The organism is Peribacillus sp. YIM B13481 (assembly GCF_042787985.1).
GTDB lineage: Bacteria > Bacillota > Bacilli > Bacillales > DSM-1321 > Peribacillus > Peribacillus simplex_A.
Genome location: NZ_JBHZPE010000002.1, coordinates 111,795 through 133,970 on the forward strand (window position 1 = coordinate 111,795; position 22,176 = coordinate 133,970).

The window sequence follows — 22,176 nt, forward strand, 5'->3', positions numbered from 1 at the left end:
CAGTCCTTCGCATGCTAAGGCTGGACGACTCTTTCTTCTTTGCTACTGCGCTGCCCTCGGCTTGTCTTTTCTTGATTTCATCTCTTTCCTTCACGACAAATGAAGTAAGCAATGATTACCGACAGTCAGTATTTCCTTAACCTTGGCTCTTTGCTTCTTGTTCATATTCTCTACGAATAAGTGTTCATTTCTTATTCCCGTCATCTCACGTTGCTTCGCAAGTACTTTACCTTCCTGTGTGCGTTCTATTATGAGATTCCTTTCCATCTTTGCAACAGCAAGCACAGTCTGCAGGAAGAACCGAGCAAGTTGGTCTAGCTTTGTCGCCACCATAGCCACATTAGGTGTAACTTTTGAAAAAATCTTTAATTGTTAAATGTTGTAAAATACGACCATGTGTTAACAATGAACTTTCATTAAAATTAAATATGCAGAAAAAAACAGTCATTAGTTAATGACTGTTTTTTCCTTTCTTCAACCCTGCATCAAATAATACTAATGCAATAGCATATTGTAATTTTGGTTTGATTGCTAACATTCATACTGTCCAACCATTGATAAATGCTGTTAGCTGTAATCTCACCTACATATTGTACATTTGTTACACTTTGAAAATGCTTTACATGGAGAACATAATCGCTAATTGTGCGACTTCTATTGCCACTTACCTTCATTTGCCTTGTAATGACCTCTAGAGCCTGTGAAATGGAAAAAGAATCATTATGATTCGCAGGATATCCAACTGTTGGTTTAGGTCTTAATTCGGGGTTGAAGTAGAAACAGGTAAATCCACCAATAAATTTTTTAGATCAACATTTACATCTAACATACCTTTTCTTTTGGTCATACGAAAAAACCTCCTATATCGTTAGTAATGTAAGTCGATATACGGTGTAATTTCTTACATAACCGTTATACTGACCGTTTCACTAAACGATATAGAAGGTTGTCGTAGCGGGCTTTATAACCGCTTAGTTAGTGTCCCAGGAGAGATTCGAACTCCCGACCGACGCCTTAGAAGGGCGTTGCTCTATCCAGCTGAGCTACTGAGACGTTTATGATATAAGTTGCGGTAAAACTTATGTATTACCTTAACTGTTCCCTTAGGACACTTCTTATTATAGTAGGATACCAAAAGGAAGTCAACGGTTTTTCAAAAAAAAGTTTTTTTCTTTTTTTAAGAACCAGGAAGCGGGGAAAAACGCTTCCTGTTCATTATACATGAAGTCATTCCATTTGATAAGCATTTCTTAGATCCTCAACGATTTTTCCTTCAAGGTCATAATAGATGATTTCAAGTTGGTCATTTCCAATCTCCAAAATGGCATAGGTCTTCTCTTTTCGTCCCCGCGGCTGGCGTATGCTTCCCGGGTTGATGAAGAGCTTGCCGTCAATCAATTCGGAACCTGCAGCGTGGGAATGACCAAAACAAATAATATCCGCTTCAGCCTCTTCACTTTTATACGCTAAATTCATCAAGGTCATATTTATGTTATAGAGGTGTCCATGCGTTACGAAGAAACGCTTGCCTGAGATATTCTCCACAATATCATCCGGATATGCCGAATCATAGTCGCAATTCCCGCCAACGGCCAAAAACTCCGACATGTGAGGGTCATTTCTCTCCAACTCTGAATCACCGCAATGGATCATGGCGGCGACCTCTTGTTTATGACGGTCGGCAATCATGCTGATTTCATGAGTTAAGCCATGACTGTCACTCATTATTAGCACTTTCATCGTCACATTCCTTCTTCCCTTTTTAGAAATAGATCAAGTTTTTCATCTAGGGCCCTCAATGCGTTGGCACGGTGGCTGATTTGGTTTTTTTCCTCTTTTGTCAATTCAGCGTTTGTTTTGCCCTGTTCCTCTACAAAAAAGATGGGATCATAACCAAATCCATTCGTTCCTGAGGGCTGTTCCGTGATCAAGCCTTCCATCGTTCCCGATACCGTAATCGTTTCCTGGTTGGGCGACGCTAGTGCCAAGGCGCAATAGAACCTCGCCGTCCTAGCCTCTTTTGGCACGCCTTCCAGTTCGCGGAGGACTTTTTCCGTGTTTGCTTCATCACGCTTGGCCTCTCCAGCATAGCGCGCAGAATATACGCCTGGACGGCCCTCCAATGCATCTACAATCAATCCGGAATCATCAGCGATGACAAAGTGGCCTAGCTGATGGGCAATGGCCTCTGCCTTCAGGATCGCATTTTCTTCAAAGGTCGTGCCTGTTTCCTCCACATCCGGGGCATCCGGTACATCGAGAAGTGTTTTGACTTCATAACCTTTAGCGGAAAATAAGCTTTCGAACTCCTTGGCTTTCCCTTTATTTTTCGTTGCAATGATTACTGTCTTCATTTTTCATTTCACCCTTTTTCATTTTATCGGCACGGGAGCTCTTTTGGGGCAGAGAAAGAATTTGCTGTCATTCTTCATATGTAAAAGACGCTTCTTCTCCAGTGCCAACGGACGGATTCAGCGCTGCCTATCATGATCAACAACAGCCGCTGAATTTTCCAGATAAGTTAAGTCTAACACAACTCCCTCATCTGCAATAACCTGAAACTTATAAACTAACGTTTGTAATTTTCACTATGTTCAAGATGGATATTAACTTTTATGTTATTTATTGAAGTCTTATCAAAGGAATTAATAATTTTATTATCCCACTTATTGACATGGTATCTGTATGCCTTTTCACTTATGTTAAAAAGGTCTGTATTGATTTCCCCCCCCGTCTCCAATGTCTTCAAAATATCTTGCTTGATTTTTATTTCTACCTTTTTTTCGATTTTTTCCATATCCAAGTTGTCCAGATTTTGTTTCAATATTCCATTTGCTTTAACTTCTAAATCATATAAGGGTTCCTTTTGTTGTTCCAATACTTTGATGTTTGTTTTGGGGTCCATGATTTCAACGCTTACCTTTTGTTTATTCAGGGAAAAAAACATGACTGTCGCCTTATTTTCAACCCATTTTAAACCGATCAAATCTTGTTTACTTACGAACCCTTTATATTGTTGTTTTGATAAAACATAGCCGCCATTCAACGTTGGTATCTTCTTTTCCTTCCCGCCCTCTGAGTAATGATGCTCATTTATTACTAAAGAGGGAATTAAAATGGAACCAACCGGTTGATAAAATTTCGAAACCAGTTCACTGAATTTTAACGGGGAAATGAAATAGTTTTCATTAATAACGGTCTCTGGCCTTTGAATGATCGTGAATAAGTTAGGAAGATTAAAGAAACTATCACTGTCAAACACCTTTTTAATATCCTCGTTTGTAACAAACAGCCATGAATTGTATCGCAATAAGGGCTCTTTCCCTACATATTCAATGAAATCCTTCATTTTCTTATTGATTACATCCTCACTTAAAATGAAGGAGTTAACATGCCCGATATAAAGTGGCAATGCTGCATTTTGTTCTAATTCAGTAAATGCTTCTTCGATACTTTCCCCTTTACCTTTCCCAATGACAACACCAGTTTTTTCTTGTAAGGCTGTGGCCCCCTCTTGTTTTGCTATATCCGCAAAATTCAATGCTTGAAAGTATAAGATGAATTCACCCTCTTTATAATCGATCCCTAGAGCGGATCCATATGTTTGAGCTTGAATTTCCTTCATTCCCCAACAGCCTGTCGTCAATAAAAGTTGACAGCCAATTACCATGACTGCAATTAGCTTTCTCATTTGTCCGACTCCTTTTGCGGTTCATTATCACTGGATTGTAGAGCTTGATTCCGCTGCCTTAACATCCCATACGGAAGCTTGAATAAGACTTTTAACATGTCCGATTTATTTGGTTTGGAAAATGGATTCACAAAAGGCTGTCCGAAACTTTCCAAGGAAACCACAACAATCAAGATAAGAAATATTCCCATGAAGAATCCAAACAAGCCTAGGAATGCTGAACATGCAAATATGAATAACCTTATAAGAACGATATTCCCAGCGATATTCTGATTGATTATGGTATAGCTTGAGAGAACTGTAACAGCTATTACAACTAGCATGGAGGGTGAAGTGAGCCCTGCCCGAATCGCTGCATCCCCTATAATCAATCCACCCAATACAGAAACGGTCGGACCTACAGCTTTCGGCAGGCGCAGACCAGCTTCCTTAAATAGTTCGAACAATATGATCATCATGAATGCCTCCAAAGAAGCAGGTATGGGTAAGCCCTGTCTCGTGATTGAAATCGTCGCAAGAAGCGAAAAGGGAATTTGATCGAATTGATAGGAAACCAAAGCTATAAAAAATCCCGGTAACGTAACCGTTACAAATAAGGCAACTACACGAATGATGCGAATAAAACTAATGTAAAAAAAGCTTGCATGTGCGTCATCAGCAGAATAAAGTAACTGATTAATACTGGTTGGTCCGATCAAGCCTGTGGGATTCCCGTCTACGAGAATGGCAAAGCGCCCTTGATTCAAGGATTCAACAACATAGTCCGGTCGACCGATATACTCCATTAAGGGGAAGATGGAAAATTGATTATCATATAAGAGTTCTTCAACTTGGTAACTGCTGACTATGATATCAGCCTTTAATGAATCCAATCGTTTTTTAATATCCAAAAGAATCGAGGGATTGATAATGTCATCAATATATAGCAGCAATATTTTAGTTTTACTTCTTTTCCCGATTGTATATTCTATACATTTAAGTGATGCCGTTTTTAACCTTTGGCGAATTAAAGACATGTTATCCGATATATTCTCAACAAATCCATCCCTAGGTCCCCGAATGGAAGATTCTATATTGGATTCTTCCGGACTGCGCTTAGGGGAATTGGCTAATGGGGTATGGTAAATTTCATTGGAATATTCATTAATAATGATCAGGTCTCCTGAAAAAAGAATGCTTTCTACACCCTCTTTTAAATCGGAGCCCTTTTTAAGCGTATTGATCTCCATGATATTGCTTAATTGATCAATTGTTAATTCGCCGTTTTCTTGAACCGCTTTAGATATTGTAGGCAGAATCACTTCATTGATGAATGGCATATCCACTAAGTTTGGCGCATATAAAAATCCCAACAAATAACGACCTTCATTATCAAAAGTTTTTGTTCTTAAAACAACATCAGAGGAATGTTCGAACCATTTTTGGATTTGGTCAATGTAAGAAGGAGTTCCATTCAATTTTCCCTTCTTCATAATGTTTCACCTTTTCCTTTCCCCTTTTTAAAAACAAGAAATAACAGTATAATTGCCGCACTTAAAAGAAATAGACTGCCTATTGGAAAGAAATATTTGTATATAAAATAAAAAAACGAAGTAGCATCCCAATGGATTAGCGTTCCAATAACAATTAATGAATATAGGGAAAGCAGTATCCACTTCTGATGTTTTGAATTTGAGATTAATTTATATCCTATAAATAAACATAAACTTATTCGAATCATGGCACCTGAAAGCCATTGGAAAATGGACAGGAAATCGAGTCGAGTAATATAATAGCCAAACCTTAATAACTTCCACTGTTCATAAGCTGGATTCCTCATTTTCACTGCTTCCACAGAACCAAATTCTGCAATCGCTCCCATGAGGGGTCCTAACGTAAGCATGATTAAAATTACACTAACTAATAAAAGCCACTTGGCTTTTAGCTTATCTTTCAGGTAAGGAGTCAAAAATAAAAAAACGATAATTTCTAAATATCCTGCACTCGTATACAAAATACCATTTAGAGTATTGCGATACCCGCTTTCAAATATCGGGAACAATAATTCGTAATTCTTATTACTCATATTCCCCAGCCCCACAAATATCCCAAAAAAAGTGACGAACGGTAGAAACAGGAGAGCCAAAGTGCTTATGGTGCGTATTCCTTTATAAGTTGCAAAAATACAAATAAAAGTGAATAGGCTAACGACTACGATGTTTGGTATGTCATGAGTATAATTAGCTTTTGCCCAAATCACTGTAAATTTGACGGTAATGAAGGCGTTAAATATAAAGTACAACCCCAATGCTATAGTGAAAATATAGGTAACAAAAGGGGTAGACCATTTTTTTAGAAAAGCGATTATATCTTCTTTATCTAGTTTTTTATAAATATAAAAAATAAATAGGGTCCAAACGATACAAGGAACAACACTTATTATGACACTTATCCATGCATCGCGTTGAGAGGCGGTCAAGATACTGGGAAGGAGCAGTACATGTACCATGAATCCTGTATTCATAATGATTAAAACATAGATGTGTACAGCCTGAATGACCTTTTGATCCATACTATCCTCCCATTGATTGCATCATTAAAAGTAATTTCCCCTTTTTAAAATTTATTTATGTAAAAACTTTCTCACGATACGAGAAATTGCCTGGCAGGGGTATTAGTTTTCACTCTCTAACAGCGTGGTCATTCAATGGCGGAGGCAAAAAAATAAGAGGCAGCTGCAAGCTGCCTCATTGTTTTATTTCTACATATATTTAAAAGCTACCTGTGTTGACTTTCTCTGGACGGACCACTGGTTCAGATAGTTTCTTACCTTCCTCATTAAGAATATCGGCGCTGCCCTGCACTTGTACTTCAACGCTTTCAATTCCTTTCTGTTCAGTTAAAGAAAGGACCAAGGCATCAAGGACTTCTTGTGACACCTTTTTCTCTTTAAAACTTCCAAGGATATTTTCATTGAAGTTTAGGCTGACCTTACCTTCTGCCACTTTAGGTTTGTCAAGTAAAGCTACATCACTCATGAACCCCGTTTGCAAGTTAGAACCCGAAGGACTCTTCGTTAACTCTTGGACGGCAGCTGTTACATTATCAGACACCGTTTCGCTGATCCGGCGTGTTACCGGAACATAATAGGAGTACTCCTCGTCACCGCCTACATAATAAACGGTCAGTGCTTTGGAATTCGAAATGTCGACCACGTCACTCGTATCGATATTGATTCCTGAAGATCTTGAGATATTCTCATCTATCGGTGTGCCATTGACCGGCATTTCGGAAATATCTTCCCCATTTATTCTCATTTGGATTTTATCGACCGAGTCGAATTGCGTCAGGGTCCATGTAATGGCTTGAAGGATTTTAAGTTCATCCTCTTTTTGATAGTTTTTGAACTCCGGCGAAAAGTCCGCTACAGCTACTCCATCTTTAATGTTTACGCTTATTTGGGTATCGGCAGGAATGACGGCCCTGAACCCATTCGGAAGTTTATCCGTGACTGGACCGTTATCGACAAGGTAATCAAGCGCCTGTTTGGCGACGGCTTCCGATTTAGGAAGTTCCAATGTCTGTGGAACCACATACCCACTTTTATCAATTAAATATAACTCTGTCTTCACTGTTTTCGATTCAACAGCACCAGCGCCTTTTTCTCCATCTGTTGTAGGCTTTTCTTCATCATTCTTTTCTTTTAATGAAGATTCATCATCGACTAATGAAATATCCTTTGGTGGATCAATTTCCTTTTTCTCTTCACCGCCAAATAATCCGCATCCTGAAAGCCAAAAAGAAGATGCCAGAATGGTCACAGCCATTGTTACTTTTGATTTATTGGACATAAAATCACTCCTAGGACAGTTTGTACTCCTATTTATACGAGCCCTAAGGGAAAATAGACCAATTATTTTCCTCTCTGATAATCGAGCTGGGCAATTTGCCCGTACTGCTGCATGTTCGTAAGCCTTCTACGGGATTTCGGGCCTTCTGCCAGTGGATGAATCTGTTAATATGCCTTATTTCCCATAATCATCGTATCCATTGTCCGCTTCCCCTTCTGTCTCTTCAATCCTACTTATGCTTCATTCTTTTCTGGCGTTATATCCATCAAGGTTTGTAGCTATATACAAAACGGTATGCTTTTTCATTTTTCCGCTTCACGAAAAAAAGACTTCCAAATGGAAGCCTTATAGGTGATCAATTTTAATTGTTTCGATTGTATCGGTATGAATACCGAGCCAGCTCGATGCGATAGAACCAAACATATCTCTTGAACCGGTAGTATAAAAGCGATGAACCGGACGGAGCTTGCTTTTATTGATTAATTTATAATAATCCAAAATGACACTTGCCTCACGGGCCGTCTCTTCCCCAGAGGAAATGACTTGTACTTCATCCCCCATATAGGAAGAGATTACAGGCCCCAGCAGTGGATAATGGGTACAGCCAAGAATCAATGTGTCGATCTTTGTTTTCTTCAGCGGGTTCAAGGTTTGTGCCACGACCCTATTGACGATACCCCCTTGAAACTCCCCGCTTTCCACGATTGGGACAAATTTCGGGCATGCTAAACTATCTACTTTCACATCGGAATTGATGGAAGCAAGTGCGTCGTCATAAGCTTTGCTTTTTACCGTGCCTTCCGTACCAATAACGCCAATATGCAAGGAATCAGAAACTTTCAATGCCGCCCTTGCCCCAGGATGGATGACACCCAATACAGGAATCGGAAGTATTGCCCTGATTTCATCCAGTACAGCTGCAGTCGCCGTATTGCAAGCGATGATCAGCATTTTTATATCCTTCTTCATCAGGAACCTCGTCATTTGCCATGTGAAGGTTTGGACATCTTTTTTGGTCCTCGGCCCATAAGGGCATCTTGCTGTATCACCTAAGTAAATTATATTTTCATTTGGAAGCTGACGCATGACTTCTTTAGCTACTGTCAAGCCGCCTACCCCTGAATCAATGATGCCTATCGGTTGTTTCAAAAAACTCGCCTCATTTTTCTTTCATTTCTTGATGTAGTTTTGCTAGAATCCCTCGGAGGGACACGATGTCAGATTCGTTGAAATTGACTAACACGCCACTCAAGTACTGCTGCCGTTTATTAATCACTTCTTCGATAATCCGTTCCCCTTCGTCAAGAAGGTGAATACGAACCACACGCCGGTCCTTTTCATCTTTGACACGCTTAACAAGCTGATGTTTCTCCATGCGGTCAATCAGATCCGTCGTTGTGCTGAAGGCGAGAAACATCTTCGTGGACAATTCGCCAATCGTCATGTCGCCTGCTTCAAAAAGCCATTGCAAAGCCAGGAATTGAGGAATGGTAATTTTATAATCATTGAGAATTTCCCGTCCCCTTTGCTTAATCCATGACGATACATAGCGCAATTCCCTCTCAATATCGGCTACATAAGCAACCTGCTTCTCTTCATCCATACACACAGCTCCCCACTTCATGAAACTTATCATACTACCATTTTGGATGAAAGTGAAATGATTTTCAAGATTGATTGTCCGGAATCCATAATGAAACCCCCTTCATAAAAATAAGCAGCATCCAAAGAAGTCAAAACAACCAAATTGTTTTGGCCTTCCTTATATGCTGCCAACTAGACGGGAGAGAAATATTTATAAGTCTTTATTAAGAGTCAACACATTAAAGCTTAAGTTCCCCCATACGAAGGAGTTCTATGACTGCCTGCGAACGTCCTTTGACTCCAAGCTTCTGCATCGCATTCGAAATATGGTTTCGAACTGTTTTTTCGCTAATAAACAATTCACCTGCGATTTCTTTTGTTGTTTTGTCTTGTACTAGTAACTCAAATACTTCTTTTTCTCTTTTGGTGAGTAGTGGCTTATGAGTGAATTCGTTCTCCTTCAAGTAATGTTACCCTCCTTGCCTTCACCAGCATAAAACCCGGAGTGGGTGTCTATTTAGTCAAGATATAGTATGCTGGCCGGGGCAAGGGAGTGACTCTTTTACTTGTCTAAATCGAAATATTTTTAGGTATGTTCAAGCTCTGTATGCAACAACGACCGCTTCATCTCTTCTGTCCAAGGTATCGGCTTTCCGGTGGCTTTGGAGACCTGGACAATCGTTCCCCTGCCCGTGAAACAAATTGAACCATCGTGTTTGCTTCCCATATAATGTATATCTACAGAAGATTTTCCGATATGGTCAGCTTTCACATGAATTGTCAATTGATCATTGAAAAACACCTGCTTCAGGTAATCACATTGTAGATCTGCAACAACCGGTATCTCATCACCTTCAGCCGAGGTCCAATCCTTCATAAAGCCCATGCTCTGGAAATACTCAATCCGCGCTTCTTCAAAATAAGTAAAAGGAATCGTGTTATTCAAGTGCCTAAACATATCCGTTTCCGAAAAGCGAACCTTAATCTCATGTTTAAAGGAAAAATCATTGATCCACTCGGTTATATTATCGATATATGATATTCTGTTCAACTTGTGCACTCCCTTTCGAATATGAATGACTATTCACTCATTTTATAAGAAAACAACGATAATGAAAAGGGTTTTCTATTGAAAGCTGTTTATTTTGATTATTGCTCACGTCACTAATCATAACGAGTATCCTTTGCAGGAGGCCGATGTCAATGGGTGTGGCCGATTTCCTCCTCCAATTCCACAAATCCATTCACACTTCGATCTTAGCTTTTTCAGAGGGCTTGCAAAGCTATCATCTTTTATGGATTTGGCTTCCGGTCCCTATCGTTCAAGTATTGAATTCACCCAAATGTAAAAACAAAGAGAAAAAAAGAACCCATATCCATAGATACAGGTTCTTTCATTTTCATTATTAAACTTCGTCGCTTCCAAAGAAGTTACGGAATTGTTGAATGGCAGTATCACGGTTCAATGCTGCAATCGAAGTCGTTAATGGAATGCCTTTAGGGCAAGACTGCACACAGTTTTGTGAGTTACCGCAGTTTGCAAGTCCTCCATCGGACATGATTGTATTTAAACGTTCAGCTTTATTCATTGCACCAGTTGGATGTGCATTGAATAAACGAACTTGTGATAATGGTTGTGGTCCCATGAAGTCTGAATTGCTGTTTACGTTCGGACAAGCTTCCAAACAAACACCGCAAGTCATGCATTTAGACAATTCATATGCCCATTGACGTTTCTTTTCTGGCATACGCGGTCCTGGTCCAAGATTGTACGTTCCATCGATTGGAATCCATGCTTTTACCTTTTTCAATGAGTCGAACATACGGCTGCGATCGACTTGAAGGTCACGAACAACAGGGAAGGTACGCATTGGAGCAAGACGAACCGGCTGTTCCAATTGATCGATAAGAGCTGTACATGATTGTCTTGGTTTACCATTGATAACCATTGAACAAGCACCACATACTTCTTCAAGACAGTTCATATCCCATGCGATTGCTGTAGTGTGCTTGCCTTGTACAGTTACCGGATTACGACGAATTTCCATAAGAGCGGAAATTACATTCATATTCGGACGGTACGCTAATTCAAATTCCTCATCATAAGGAGCTGAATCCGGTGTATCTTGACGAGTGATTATAAAACGGACTGTTTTAGTCTCAGATTTAGTTTCAACCATTTTTTTGCTCCCCCTCTTTAATGTTTCGTAGTGTAATCACGTTTACGCGGTGCGATCAGTGATACATCAATATCTTCATAATGGAATTCAGGTGCTTGATCTAAGCCTTTGAATGTTGCCATTGTCGTTTTCATGAATTCATCATCATTACGTTCTGGGAAATCAGGTTTGTAATGTGCTCCGCGGCTTTCATCACGGTTTAACGCACCAATTGTGATTACACGAGCCAATTGCATCATGTTTTGCAGCTGTCTAGTGAATGCAGCTCCTTGGTTACTCCATTTTGCCGTGTCATTGATGTTAATTTTCTTGTAACGTTCCATCAACTCAAGAATCTTGTTATCCGTTTCTTTCAGCTTGTCATTGTAACGAACTACAGTAACATGCTGTGTCATCCACTCACCAAGTTCTTTGTGCAGGACGTATGCATTTTCGTTACCATCAAGAGACATGACATCATTCCATTTTTCCTGTTGTTGTTTTTCGTAGCCTTCAAACAATGAAGCAGGAATGGATTCTGAAGTTTTATCAAGGCCTTCAATATATTTAACGGCATTCGGTCCAGCGACTGAACCACCAAAAATTGCAGAAAGAAGTGAGTTCGCACCAAGACGGTTACCGCCATGTTGAGAGTAGTCACACTCACCTGCAGCGAATAAACCTTTAATGTTAGTCATTTGGTCATAATCAACCCAAAGTCCGCCCATAGAATAGTGAACGGCAGGGAAAATTTTCATTGGAACTTTACGAGGGTCTTCACCCATGAATTTCTCGTAGATTTCAATGATTCCGCCAAGTTTAATATCAAGTAATTTAGGATCTTTATGAGATAGATCCAGGTAAACCATGTTTTCTCCATTAATACCAAGCTTCATGTTCATACATACGTCGAAAATTTCACGAGTCGCGATATCACGAGGTACTAGATTACCGTAAGCAGGGTATTTTTCTTCAAGGAAATACCAAGGTTTTCCGTCTTTATATGTCCAGATACGTCCACCTTCACCACGAGCGGATTCACTCATTAGACGAAGTTTGTCATCTCCAGGGATTGCTGTTGGGTGAATTTGAATGAACTCACCATTTGCATAATTTACACCTTGTTGATAAACGATGGAGGCTGCTGAGCCTGTATTGATCATTGAGTTAGTCGATTTACCGAAAATGATTCCAGGGCCGCCGCTCGCCATGATGACTGCGTCGCCAGGGAATGATTTGATTTCCATTGAAGTCAGGTTTTGAGCTACGATACCGCGTGCCGTTTGATCATCATCGATAACGGCTCCAAGGAATTCCCAGCCTTCATATTTCGTTACGAGGCCTTCAACTTCATAACGGCGAACCTGCTCGTCCAATGCGTAAAGTAATTGCTGACCAGTCGTTGCACCAGCGAATGCTGTACGGCTATGTTGAGTACCACCGAAACGACGGAAATCAAGAAGACCTTCAGGAGTACGGTTGAACATAACGCCCATACGGTCAAACATATGGATGATTGACGGTGCTGCATCGCACATCGCTTTAACCGGCGGTTGGTTAGCCAAGAAGTCTCCGCCATAAACTGTATCGTCAAAGTGGATAAATGGAGAATCCCCTTCACCTTTTGTATTTACTGCCCCATTGATTCCGCCTTGGGCACAAACTGAGTGAGAGCGTTTAACAGGTACTAAAGAAAATAAATCAACCTGTTGTCCCAGCTCTGCTGCTTTGATCGTAGCCATTAACCCAGCTAGACCTCCACCTACGATAATAATTTTACCTTTACCCAATTCTGTCACTCCCTTATTTCCATTAGCAAAGCTATGTTTTTCCTAACAATTATAAATGAACCCCATCTTCTTATACGAAAGCGAAAATTGCACTTACTCCAACATAAGAAAGAAGAACGAAAATGATCAAAGTAACGTAAGTCATGATTTTTTGTGATTTAGGTGAAATTGTCAGACCCCAGCTCACTGCAAATGACCATAATCCATTTGAGAAGTGGAAAATTGTCGAAATGACCCCAACTAAATAAAATGCAATCATAAATGGATTAGAGAAAATCTCTGCCATCATGTCAAAGTCAACCTCTGTACCCATAGCTACTTGGATCCTAGTTGACCATACATGCCAAACAAGGAAAATCAACGTAATGATTCCGCTTAGACGTTGTAAAAAGAACATCCAATTTCGGAAAAACCCAAATCTACCTAAATTATTTTTAGCCGTGAACGCGATATAAATCCCGTAAACAGCATGATAAATCAAAGGTAAGAAAATGATGAAGATTTCCAGGAAATAACGAAACGGTATGCTTTCTAAGAAATGTGCTGCTGAATTAAATGATTCCGGTCCCTTTGTTGCCATATAGTTGGTAACTAAATGCTCCAACAAGAACAGCCCGATCGGAATAACTCCAAGTAGTGAATGAAGTCTACGATTCCCAAACTCACGATTTTTTGCCACTAAGTGCCCCCCCTTAATTTGTGAAAAATCATGCAAAGATAAACTGGTGGCTACCTTTTATCTCCGCGTGAAAATAAAGTATAGAGTCAGAAAACTCCCCTATACTTCCGTTTACAATTATGTGACATGTCCATTTTACTCCTGACTTCTATGTGCGTCAAGAAAACGGATACAAGAATTCTCTTTTTCAGAATAGATTTTATTGGATTAAATTGTCTATTTTTTATTCATCAAGAAGATATTTTGGAGAAATTACTAATTAAACTATTAATATCTCGGTATAATTTATCATTTTTTCCCAATTGTTATTTAAATAAATAAAAAACAGTATAATTTGCAAAAGAAAAACGTTTATAATAGATTAACAGAAAGAGGCGATAAACTATGAAAAAAAATATTGCTGCTGCGATAGAAGAAGAGATTCCAGCTGAGGAAATTCAAACTGAAGAATTCCAAGTTCCAGCTTTCGGATACGAATTAATCAGAGAAGTTCTATTGAACGATATTCTCGGAAAAGACTCTAATCAAATCCTCTATTGGGCAGGTAAACAGTTAGCACGTAAATTCCCATTAAATGGCGATCAAGAAGTTATTGAATTTTTCCAGAGCGCGGGATGGGGCACCCTGGAAATCATGAAGTATACGAAAAACCAGATGGAATTATCACTGACGGGTGAAATAATCAGCCGCCGTATGGATTTACATCCTGACTGTCACTTCCAACTTGAAGCCGGTTTCCTTGCCGAGCAGTTTACACTGCAAAAAAAGTTCCTAAGCGAATCAACGGAAGAAATCAAACGCCGCGCAAAAAAAGTGATATTCACCATTCAATGGGATCCCAGAGATCAAATCTAATGAGCCCTTAAAACAGACTTACCCTTTTTACCGGAAGTCTGTTTTTTATTGGACTCCTTACTCTCAAGCTAGCACATTTGCATGCTGCCCAAGTTTAAATGCTTCATGAAGAGATTCGACCGCCTTCACCATTTCCTTTTCATTGACGACAGTCGAGACTTTAATTTCAGATGTGCTGACCATTTTCACTTGGATGCCTGTATTGGCCATCACTTCAAACATCTCGGCAGCCACTCCTGGATTGGAAACCATACCAGATCCGACGATGGACACCTTGGCCAATCCGCCCTCCGTTTCGACTCGGTCGAATGACAATTGTTCCTTATTGTTTTCCAGTACGATCAAGGCCGCTTGCGTATCTTCACTTTTTGTGGAAAATGATAGATTGGTCGTATCCTCGGCTGTCATGCTTTGAATGATGATGTCCACATTAATCCGGTTTTTCGCAAGTGTCGTGAAAATTGTGGATAATGCACCAAGTGATTGGGGCAATCCATATATTGTGACCCTTGTAATACTGTCTTCAAAAGCAATGCCGCGTACAATTAAGTTTTCTTCCATAGTTGCTTCCTCCTCAATGATCGTTCCTGATTCTCTCTCCATGCTCGAACGGACTACAAGCGGAATTTGATAATTTTTTGCATATTCTACAGCCCTTGGATGAAGGACGCCCGCCCCTAGGTTGGCAAGTTCCAGCATCTCATCATAAGAAATGGATTGGAGTTTACGCGCGGCTTTTATGTAGCGTGGATCCGTAGTGAAAACACCCGTTACATCCGTATAAATATCGCATCTATCCGCATTCAGCGCTGCAGCGATGGCAACTGCCGTCGTATCGGAACCGCCTCGTCCTAAGGTCGTGATTTCCCCATTTGCATCGTTCCCCTGGAAACCGGCAACGACCACAATTTTCTTCTCCTGGAGCTGAGCTTGAATCCTCGTGGCATCGATGTTTAAAATCCGGGCATTCCCATGAACGGATTCCGTTTGCATGCCAGCCTGCCAGCCAGTGTACGAAATGGCTTCATGTCCCTCTTCAATCAATGCCATCGTTAACAGGGATATCGTGACCTGTTCCCCCGTAGTCAATAGCATATCCATTTCCCTCTTGCTCGGTGTTCCGGAAATATCCCGGGCCATGGAAACCAATTGATCCGTGGTTTTCCCCATAGCTGAAACAACGACGACTACCTCATTTCCATTCTTCACTTCCTCGATTACTCGATTGGCAACATTTTTAATTTTTTCTACGCTTCCGACGGATGTCCCGCCGAACTTTTGAACGATTAATGCCATCCTAATGCACCCTCTCTACCTTTTTAGGCAATAAAAAAAGCAATGAGAAATATCTCATTGCTGTGATCACATATCCAATACTGTAAACACAGTGAGATAGCTCTCCAGGGCATAAACCCTGACAATCCGCCATTTATTAAATGTCAGACCAGAAAAACAAGGTATGAGTCTTGTCTTCCTTCGGCGTCATCCCCTTTCAAAACCTTTCATGGAAGCTCATACTTCTCCAGGTTTTTACTCTTGAATTCCGCACCTCTATCAGCACTTTTAAGTTGTCTAGTTAAAAATTCCTTCTTATCATAGCATAGAGAATTGCCTGCAGCAAGATTATTCTTGTAATTTTCTAACGATTCCCTCTGCTACCCCTTTTGGCATGCCAGCTTCCATGATTTCCTCGGCCGTGGCCTCTTTGATTTTCTTCAATGACCCAAAATGCCTTAATAATTGCTTCCTCCGCTTTTCCCCGACTCCCGGAATATCATCAAGCTGGGAGTGAACCGCGTTTTTCCCGCGTAGCTGGCGATGAAACGTAATCGCGAACCGATGCACCTCATCCTGAATTCTTTGCAATAGATAAAATTCCTGGCTCCGTGAATCAAGAGGTACGAGTTCAAGCGGATTTCCAATCATTAATTGTGAAGTCCTATGCTTTTCATCCTTAATGAGACCTGAAAGTGGTATATCAAGGCCTAATTCATTCTCCAAAATATCCCTTACAGCTTCCACATGTCCCTTTCCTCCATCAATGATGATTAAGTCCGGAAGCGGCAGCCCTTCTTTCAATACTCGTGAATACCTTCTTCTGACCACTTCACGCATCGATTCATAATCATCAGGTCCCTGGACCGTTTTGATCTTATATTTACGGTACTCCCTTTTTTCCGGTTTCCCATCAATGAACACGACTAATGCGGAAACAGGGTCACTTCCCTGGATATTCGAGTTGTCGAAAGCTTCAATTCGATGCGGGGTGTAGATCCCTAATTGGTTCCCGAGGTTTTCCACCGCATTGATCGTTCTTTCTTCATCCCGTTCAATCAATGAAAATTTTTCCTTAAGGGCGATGGAGGCATTTTCATTCGCCAATTTAAGCATGTCTTTTTTCGATCCCCGTTTCGGGTGAATCGTTTTGACACCTAGCAGACCTTCGGCCATTTCGGCATCCACTGACTCAGGCAGCAGGATTTCCTTTGGTTTAAAGTGGTTGGTAATCTCGTAAAACTGACCGAGGAATGTAAGAAGTTCCTGTTCCGGTTCATCATAGACAGGAAAAAGTGAAACATCCCTTTCGATCAATTTACCCTGTCGGACAAAAAATACCTGAACGCACATCCAGCCTTTATCATAGGCAAACCCAAATACATCCCTGTCGATGAAATCGGTCGTCATCATTTTCTGCTTCTCCATCGTAATATCGATGTGGGCAATTTTGTCACGATACTCCTTGGCCCTCTCGAAATCGAGCTCCTCTGATGCCTCTAGCATTTTTTCAGTCAGTTCTTTTTTTATCTCAGTATGTCCGCCATTCAAGAACCGGTTGATATCATCCACCATTTTTTTATATTCCTGTTCCTCAACATCATATACACATGGGGCCAGACACTGGCCAAGGTGATAATAAAGACACACGCGATCCGGTAAGGTATTGCATTTTCTAAGGGGATAGATGCGATCGAGCAATTTTTTCGTTTCGTTGGCTGCAAAAGCATTCGGATATGGACCGAAATATTTCCCTTTATCTTTTTTGACTTTACGCGTAATAATTAGACGTGGATGCCGTTCCGCCGTCAGCTTGATGAAAGGATACGTCTTATCATCCTTAAGCATGACATTATATTTTGGATCATGTTTTTTGATTAAGTTCAACTCTAAAATGAGAGCCTCGATATTGGAAGAGGTTACGATGTATTCGAAATCCTCTATCTCACTCACCAGCCGCAAGGTTTTTCCATCATGAGATCCCGTGAAATAAGAACGGACACGATTTTTCAACACTTTCGCTTTGCCTACATATATGATTGTTCCCTGACGATCTTTCATTAAATAACAACCAGGTTGATCGGGAAGAAGGGCAAGTTTATTCTTTATTTGTTGGTTCATGCATTCAGCCTCCTGTTCTCCCATTTTACAATTATTATATATCAAGATAGCGAAAAAAGCTTCAAGTCCGTAGACTTGAAGCTTTTTTTAGCTATCTTGCTATTACGCGTGTTTTGCAATAAGTTCAGCAAGTGCTTCTTTAGGTTGGAAACCAACCACTTTATCCACCACTTCACCGTCTTTAAGGACGATTAGTGTCGGGATGCTCATCACACCGAATTTCCCAGCTGTTTCTTGGTTTTCATCTACATCCACTTTTACGATTTTCGCTGTATCGCCAATTTCAGTATCAAGCTCTTGAAGAACAGGAGCAATCATTTTACAAGGTCCGCACCATGGAGCCCAAAAATCGACAAGAACTACACCTTCGTTAGTATCTGTAGTGAAAGTTTGGTCAGTTGCATTTACAATAGCCATATATATTTCCTCCTCAAATTTACTCAAATAACTAAAGACAGTATACCATCGTTGCTAGAATCGACGCCAATATTTTGCTTCAGTGGTAGGATGTCCAAAAAAAGAGTAAATATGCAGGCTCAAGCCTTGCCGAATAACACCAAAAAATGAAGGGGCCAGACATGTATCGGCTTTTGCCAAATGTCTTGCCCCTTCATTTTTTTCTATTAAGCGTTAACTTTTAGTTTTTTGAATTCTTCAGTCAGTAATGGGACGACTTCGAAAAGGTCCCCGACAATTCCATAATCAGCTATATTGAATATATTGGCTTCCGGGTCTTTGTTGATGGCAACGATAACCTTGGAGTTGGACATCCCAGCTAAATGCTGGATCGCTCCAGAAATCCCGCAGGCGATATAAAGGTCAGGTGTAACGACCTTACCCGTTTGCCCGATTTGCAAAGAGTAATCGCAATAGTCCGCATCACATGCACCGCGGGAAGCACCTACCGCTCCGCCAAGAACTTGTGCCAGTTCTTTTAATGGTTCAAAACCATCTTCACTTTTCACGCCACGGCCGCCTGCGATGATTACTTTTGCTTCTGAAAGGTCGACCCCTTCACTAGCTTTTCTAACAACATCTTTAATGATTGTCCGTAAATCCTTAATATCCACACTTAATGTAGTTACCTCACCAGAGCGTGACTCATCTTTCGCTAATGGTTCAATATTGTTCGGACGGATTGTCGCGAATATCACGCCATCTGTAACAATTTTCCTTTCAAATGCTTTACCAGAATATATCGGGCGAGTGAAAACGATATTTCCGCCTTCTTCTTCAATGGATGTAACATCGGAGATCAATCCTGATTCAAGTTTTCCAGCCAATTTAGGTGCAAGGTCTTTTCCTAAGGCCGTATGCCCAAAGAAAATCCCTTCTGGCTTTTCCTGCTCGATGACTGCAAGCAAGCCTTGAGCATAACCATCTGAAGTATATTGTTTCAATTGATCATTTTCTACAGCAATAACCCGGTCCGCACCATACTGGATCAATTCATCACCGAAATTTTTAACACTGTCACCAACTAAAACACCTACGACTTCCCCGCCATCTGCAGCAAGTTTAGCCGCACCGATAGCTTCAAATGATACATTTCTTAGTGAACCGTCGCGAACTTCGCCCAATACAAGAAACTTTCTAGCCATTTATAAAAACCTCCTGTGCTCTATTTTATCTATTTGTCGTGTGTTGTTGTTTTGAAAAGGACCGTTTCGATTAAATCACTTTTGCTTCGCTGCGTAATAATTGAGCAAGTTCGCTAACTTGATCTCCGATTTCGCCGTTCAATACTTTACCAGCTTCTTTTTTAGCAGGAAGATAGATTTCAATCGTTTTTGTTTTTGCTTCAACATCTTCTTCTTCCAAATCCAGGTCATCCAATTCCAATTCTTCAAGCGGCTTCTTCTTCGCTTTCATGATTCCTGGCAAAGAAGGATAACGTGGCTCATTTAGACCTTGCTGAGCTGTCACTAACAATGGAAGGGACGCTTCGATCGTTTCAGAGTCCCCTTCAACATCACGGATAACGCTTACATTTCCATTTGCGATATCAAGCTTAGTGATTGTTGTAATATAAGGAATTTCCAATATCTCGGCAACACGCGGCCCCACCTGACCGGAACCGCCATCGATTGCAACGTTCCCCGCAATGATTAAATCGGCATTTTTACCTTTTAAGTATTCGCCTATAATTTTGGCAGTCGTGAATTGGTCGCCATTTTCTATGTCGTCTTCTATATTTATCAATACGGCTTTGTCAGCCCCCATTGCAAGCGCTGTGCGTAATTGCTTTTCAGCCTCTTCGGTTCCGACAGAAATAACCGTTACTTCGCCGCCCTGTGCATCACGCACTTGAATTGCTTCTTCAACAGCATACTCATCGTATGGATTAATGATGAATTCTGCTCCATCCTCATTAATTTTCCCATTGGATAGTGTAATTTTTTCTTCTGTATCAAATGTTCTTTTCAGCAGCACATAAATGTTCAAGATAATACCTCCCGAATGATTTGAGTTTTGAAGATTATGAATTTTATTGATATATATTATTGTATTCTTCAGGTTTCACCAAAATCCTGCATAATATTTAAAAATAGTTATTTATCTGACCGGAAACATCATTTCCCTTTGAATACAGCTTCCCTTTTTTCAATAAAAGCGCCAATTCCTTCTTGTGCATCAGCCGTATCGAAAGCTTGGCAAAAGAGGACTGCCTCCCTCTCCACACCTTTATAGTAGGAATCGTGTTTGGAATAATTTAATAATTCTATAGCCGCCTTTAAAGCCAGTGGGCTTTTCCTCGCAATTTTATTGGCTAGTTCCTTCGCTTTTGGAATCAGTTCTTCATCCGTGAAGGAATGATTTGCCAATCCGCATTGCACAGCTTGGATACCTGTAATCGGTTCACTTGTAAACAGCATTTCCGCGGCCTTTGCCATACCGACATATCGAGGAAGGCGTTGGGAGCCGGCAAACCCGGGGATTAAGCCCAACTGGAGCTCAGGCAAACCTAGTTTTGCCCTTTCGGTTACCAAACGGATGTGACAGGACATAGCCAGCTCCAATCCTCCGCCAAGCGCCGCTCCATGAATGGCTGCAATGACCGGTTTTGGAAAAGATTCAATTTTCTCAAATGCAGCTTGACCATTCTTGGTCAATTTCTCGAAAGCTTTACCATTTTTCACTTCTGTAAACTCTTTAATGTCTGCTCCTGCAGAGAAAAACCTTCCTTCACCATGAAGAACGACAACCCGTACGGATTCGTCCTGCTCCATTTGATCGAAGGCCTGTGAAAGCTCCCCGATGATTGCCGATGAAAGAGCATTTGCGGGTGCATGATCAATCGTTATAAATGCCACATGATTTTCGACAGAAAGCTTAAGGTATTCCATATCTATCCCTCCAGGCATGTAGTCAAACTTTTTTGATAATTCAATATGTATCACTTCCCGATAAAGCTGGAAGCAGAATTAACCGATTCTTTCGAGGATGGCTAGCCACCCTCTATTTAAATCGTTAACTTTTCAAGCCACAGCCGCCAATTAGAAGGCGGTGAACGTCTGTTGCAAGGTCTGGGAGCGAATACTTTTGCTCATTCATGACCCAAGTCGTCACTGTTTCGTCGATCGTTCCAAAAATCATCTGCCTTGCAAGTAAATTATTTAAATCAGGCAGAAATTCGCCGTTCTCTTTTCCTTCTATAATGATCTGATCGATTAAATGTAAATACCCTCTTAACACATCATTAATTCTTAGGCGTAATTCTTTATTAGACTGTCTTAATTCCAACTGAGTGACAATTGCTAAATTCACGTCTTCTGAAAGGTTTTGAAAATGTTTTTGGATGAGCACTTGCAGTTTTTCCGAAGCTGTGGACTTTCCTTTTAGTTCTTCTTCGATCTGTTCCACAAAATAGCCCATCTTTTCATGGAATAATGATATTAGGATATCTTCTTTATTTTTAAAATAAAGATAAATGGTGCCATCCGCTACGCCTGCCTGCTTGGCGATTTTGGATACTTGGGCTTGATAATAACCGTTTTGGGCAATGACGATAACGGCCGCATCAATAATTTGATTATACTTTGGTCTGTTGCGTTTCACTGGATGTCCCCTTTCAGAAAATGAATGAATCATCATTCATATTTCCATCATAAAATGACGACCCTTTACTGTCAAGGAAAAACTTCTAATAGTCCTGACATTCCACATGCTCATTGTACAGCCCCCACCCATA

The 22,176-nt window shown here is 40.6% G+C and carries 21 protein-coding genes, 1 tRNA gene, 1 pseudogene and 1 riboswitch; of the genes and pseudogenes, 1 reads left to right on the top strand and 22 read right to left on the bottom strand.

The features are described 5' to 3' along the window. Positions 1-210: 210 nt before the first annotated feature. The 15 genes and pseudogenes from ACFX4X_RS02030 to ACFX4X_RS02100 form a co-directional block, all read right to left on the bottom strand. Positions 211-309 (bottom strand): annotated as a pseudogene (locus ACFX4X_RS02030) (recombinase family protein); the annotation flags it as partial. Between the two features lie 670 nt (positions 310-979). Next, a tRNA-Arg gene (locus ACFX4X_RS02035) sits at positions 980-1,053 on the bottom strand. A 174-nt stretch (positions 1,054-1,227) separates the two neighbouring features. Next, entirely contained in the window at positions 1,228-1,740 is a 513-nt protein-coding gene (locus ACFX4X_RS02040) for a metallophosphoesterase family protein (RefSeq protein WP_284470072.1), read from the bottom strand. A 2-nt stretch (positions 1,741-1,742) separates the two neighbouring features. After that, positions 1,743-2,354: an XTP/dITP diphosphatase gene (locus tag ACFX4X_RS02045; RefSeq protein WP_061464296.1), complete on the bottom strand. Its 612-nt coding sequence runs from the start codon at positions 2,352-2,354 to the stop codon at positions 1,743-1,745. A 215-nt stretch (positions 2,355-2,569) separates the two neighbouring features. Next, positions 2,570-3,691, bottom strand: a complete 1,122-nt coding sequence (locus tag ACFX4X_RS02050; protein ID WP_377381196.1) for a Ger(x)C family spore germination protein — start codon at positions 3,689-3,691, stop codon at positions 2,570-2,572. Next, positions 3,688-5,163 carry a spore germination protein gene (locus tag ACFX4X_RS02055; protein WP_284470070.1) on the bottom strand — a complete coding sequence of 492 codons (1,476 nt, stop codon included), beginning with the start codon at positions 5,161-5,163 and terminating at the stop codon, positions 3,688-3,690. Before ACFX4X_RS02055 ends, ACFX4X_RS02050 begins: the two co-directional genes overlap by 4 nt. Next, positions 5,160-6,242: a GerAB/ArcD/ProY family transporter gene (locus ACFX4X_RS02060; protein WP_377381198.1), complete on the bottom strand. Its 1,083-nt coding sequence runs from the start codon at positions 6,240-6,242 to the stop codon at positions 5,160-5,162. The genes ACFX4X_RS02055 and ACFX4X_RS02060 overlap by 4 nt, the downstream gene beginning before the upstream one ends. Positions 6,243-6,441: 199 nt before the next feature. Beyond that, positions 6,442-7,521, bottom strand: a complete 1,080-nt coding sequence (locus ACFX4X_RS02065; RefSeq protein WP_377381200.1) for a GerMN domain-containing protein — start codon at positions 7,519-7,521, stop codon at positions 6,442-6,444. 345 nt (positions 7,522-7,866) lie between these two features. Continuing rightward, positions 7,867-8,670, bottom strand: coding sequence for a glutamate racemase (racE, locus tag ACFX4X_RS02070; protein WP_061464301.1), 804 nt, complete (start codon positions 8,668-8,670; stop codon positions 7,867-7,869). Between the two features lie 10 nt (positions 8,671-8,680). Further along, the gene (locus ACFX4X_RS02075; protein WP_284470067.1) at positions 8,681-9,145 is read right to left on the bottom strand and encodes a MarR family winged helix-turn-helix transcriptional regulator; all 465 of its coding nucleotides are present in this window, start codon (positions 9,143-9,145) and stop codon (positions 8,681-8,683) included. A gap of 199 nt (positions 9,146-9,344) precedes the next feature. Continuing rightward, on the bottom strand, positions 9,345-9,569 hold the full coding sequence (locus tag ACFX4X_RS02080) for a helix-turn-helix domain-containing protein (protein ID WP_028392149.1): 225 nt from the start codon (positions 9,567-9,569) through the stop codon (positions 9,345-9,347). A gap of 122 nt (positions 9,570-9,691) precedes the next feature. Then, on the bottom strand, positions 9,692-10,156 hold the full coding sequence (locus ACFX4X_RS02085) for an acyl-CoA thioesterase (protein ID WP_377381203.1): 465 nt from the start codon (positions 10,154-10,156) through the stop codon (positions 9,692-9,694). Between the two features lie 355 nt (positions 10,157-10,511). Then, complete coding sequence (gene sdhB / locus ACFX4X_RS02090) at positions 10,512-11,285, bottom strand: succinate dehydrogenase iron-sulfur subunit (RefSeq protein ID WP_061464304.1); 774 nt, start codon at positions 11,283-11,285, stop codon at positions 10,512-10,514. Between the two features lie 17 nt (positions 11,286-11,302). Next, the gene (gene sdhA, locus ACFX4X_RS02095) at positions 11,303-13,054 is read right to left on the bottom strand and encodes a succinate dehydrogenase flavoprotein subunit (protein ID WP_089361698.1); all 1,752 of its coding nucleotides are present in this window, start codon (positions 13,052-13,054) and stop codon (positions 11,303-11,305) included. Positions 13,055-13,124: 70 nt separating this feature from the next. Next, positions 13,125-13,733 (bottom strand): succinate dehydrogenase cytochrome b558 subunit, encoded by a 609-nt coding sequence (locus tag ACFX4X_RS02100; protein WP_089361699.1) that lies wholly within the window; start codon positions 13,731-13,733, stop codon positions 13,125-13,127. A gap of 384 nt (positions 13,734-14,117) precedes the next feature. Between ACFX4X_RS02100 and ACFX4X_RS02105 the strand changes: the two genes are divergently transcribed. Beyond that, positions 14,118-14,588: a YslB family protein gene (locus ACFX4X_RS02105; protein ID WP_061464307.1), complete on the top strand. Its 471-nt coding sequence runs from the start codon at positions 14,118-14,120 to the stop codon at positions 14,586-14,588. Between the two features lie 63 nt (positions 14,589-14,651). Here the strand turns inward: ACFX4X_RS02105 and ACFX4X_RS02110 are convergent, their stop codons facing one another. The 7 genes from ACFX4X_RS02110 to ACFX4X_RS02140 form a co-directional block, all read right to left on the bottom strand. Further along, entirely contained in the window at positions 14,652-15,884 is a 1,233-nt protein-coding gene (locus tag ACFX4X_RS02110) for an aspartate kinase (RefSeq protein WP_061464308.1), read from the bottom strand. Positions 15,885-15,973: 89 nt separating this feature from the next. Continuing rightward, positions 15,974-16,150: riboswitch (Lysine riboswitch) on the bottom strand. 61 nt (positions 16,151-16,211) lie between these two features. Continuing rightward, positions 16,212-17,984 (bottom strand): excinuclease ABC subunit UvrC, encoded by a 1,773-nt coding sequence (uvrC, locus tag ACFX4X_RS02115; RefSeq protein WP_377381207.1) that lies wholly within the window; start codon positions 17,982-17,984, stop codon positions 16,212-16,214. A gap of 102 nt (positions 17,985-18,086) precedes the next feature. Next, positions 18,087-18,401 carry a thioredoxin gene (gene trxA, locus ACFX4X_RS02120; protein ID WP_061464310.1) on the bottom strand — a complete coding sequence of 105 codons (315 nt, stop codon included), beginning with the start codon at positions 18,399-18,401 and terminating at the stop codon, positions 18,087-18,089. Positions 18,402-18,607: 206 nt separating this feature from the next. Further along, the gene (locus ACFX4X_RS02125) at positions 18,608-19,585 is read right to left on the bottom strand and encodes an electron transfer flavoprotein subunit alpha/FixB family protein (RefSeq protein WP_377381209.1); all 978 of its coding nucleotides are present in this window, start codon (positions 19,583-19,585) and stop codon (positions 18,608-18,610) included. A gap of 70 nt (positions 19,586-19,655) precedes the next feature. Further along, entirely contained in the window at positions 19,656-20,429 is a 774-nt protein-coding gene (locus ACFX4X_RS02130) for an electron transfer flavoprotein subunit beta/FixA family protein (RefSeq protein WP_125160098.1), read from the bottom strand. 128 nt (positions 20,430-20,557) lie between these two features. Continuing rightward, on the bottom strand, positions 20,558-21,331 hold the full coding sequence (locus ACFX4X_RS02135; RefSeq protein ID WP_377381211.1) for an enoyl-CoA hydratase: 774 nt from the start codon (positions 21,329-21,331) through the stop codon (positions 20,558-20,560). Between the two features lie 124 nt (positions 21,332-21,455). Next, positions 21,456-22,043, bottom strand: coding sequence for a fatty acid metabolism transcriptional regulator FadR (locus ACFX4X_RS02140; protein ID WP_284470060.1), 588 nt, complete (start codon positions 22,041-22,043; stop codon positions 21,456-21,458). Between the last annotated feature and the right edge of the window lie 133 nt (positions 22,044-22,176).